Source organism: Tritonibacter sp. SIMBA_163 (genome assembly GCF_046535935.1).
In the GTDB taxonomy this organism is placed as follows: domain Bacteria; phylum Pseudomonadota; class Alphaproteobacteria; order Rhodobacterales; family Rhodobacteraceae; genus Epibacterium; species Epibacterium scottomollicae.
The window spans coordinates 1-283 of sequence record NZ_JAWJBP010000303.1 but is presented as its reverse complement, the minus strand read 5'-3'; the positions used below and the strand labels follow the sequence as shown (position 1 = coordinate 283).

General features: G+C 48.8%; 1 protein-coding gene. It reads right to left on the bottom strand.

Features of this window, described 5'->3' with window-relative positions:
* The coding region (locus tag R0J92_RS22495; protein WP_411053294.1) for a hypothetical protein at nt 1-283 on the bottom strand (283 nt) is incomplete at both ends.

The window sequence follows — 283 nt, the reverse complement described above, 5'->3', positions numbered from 1 at the left end:
ATATTGGAAGCGTAGGGTTAATCCATTGGCTGCGCGATCGCAAGCCAGTTGCAGTTGCTGGGGATGATCGTCCACTTGTAACCGTTCGAGAGAAAACTGAACACCATCCGCATCGGCGAGAGATGACCATTCATGAAATGTAAAGCTAACCGTTGGTTCGACATCGGGATTACAATCCCACTCCTCTTGCCAGTCTAAGGCTTCCTGACGCGAGAGTTGAGTCTGTTCTAGCACTTCCTGAAAGCCTAAATTCCCAGATAAAGAAACCGAAAGCGGTAACCAC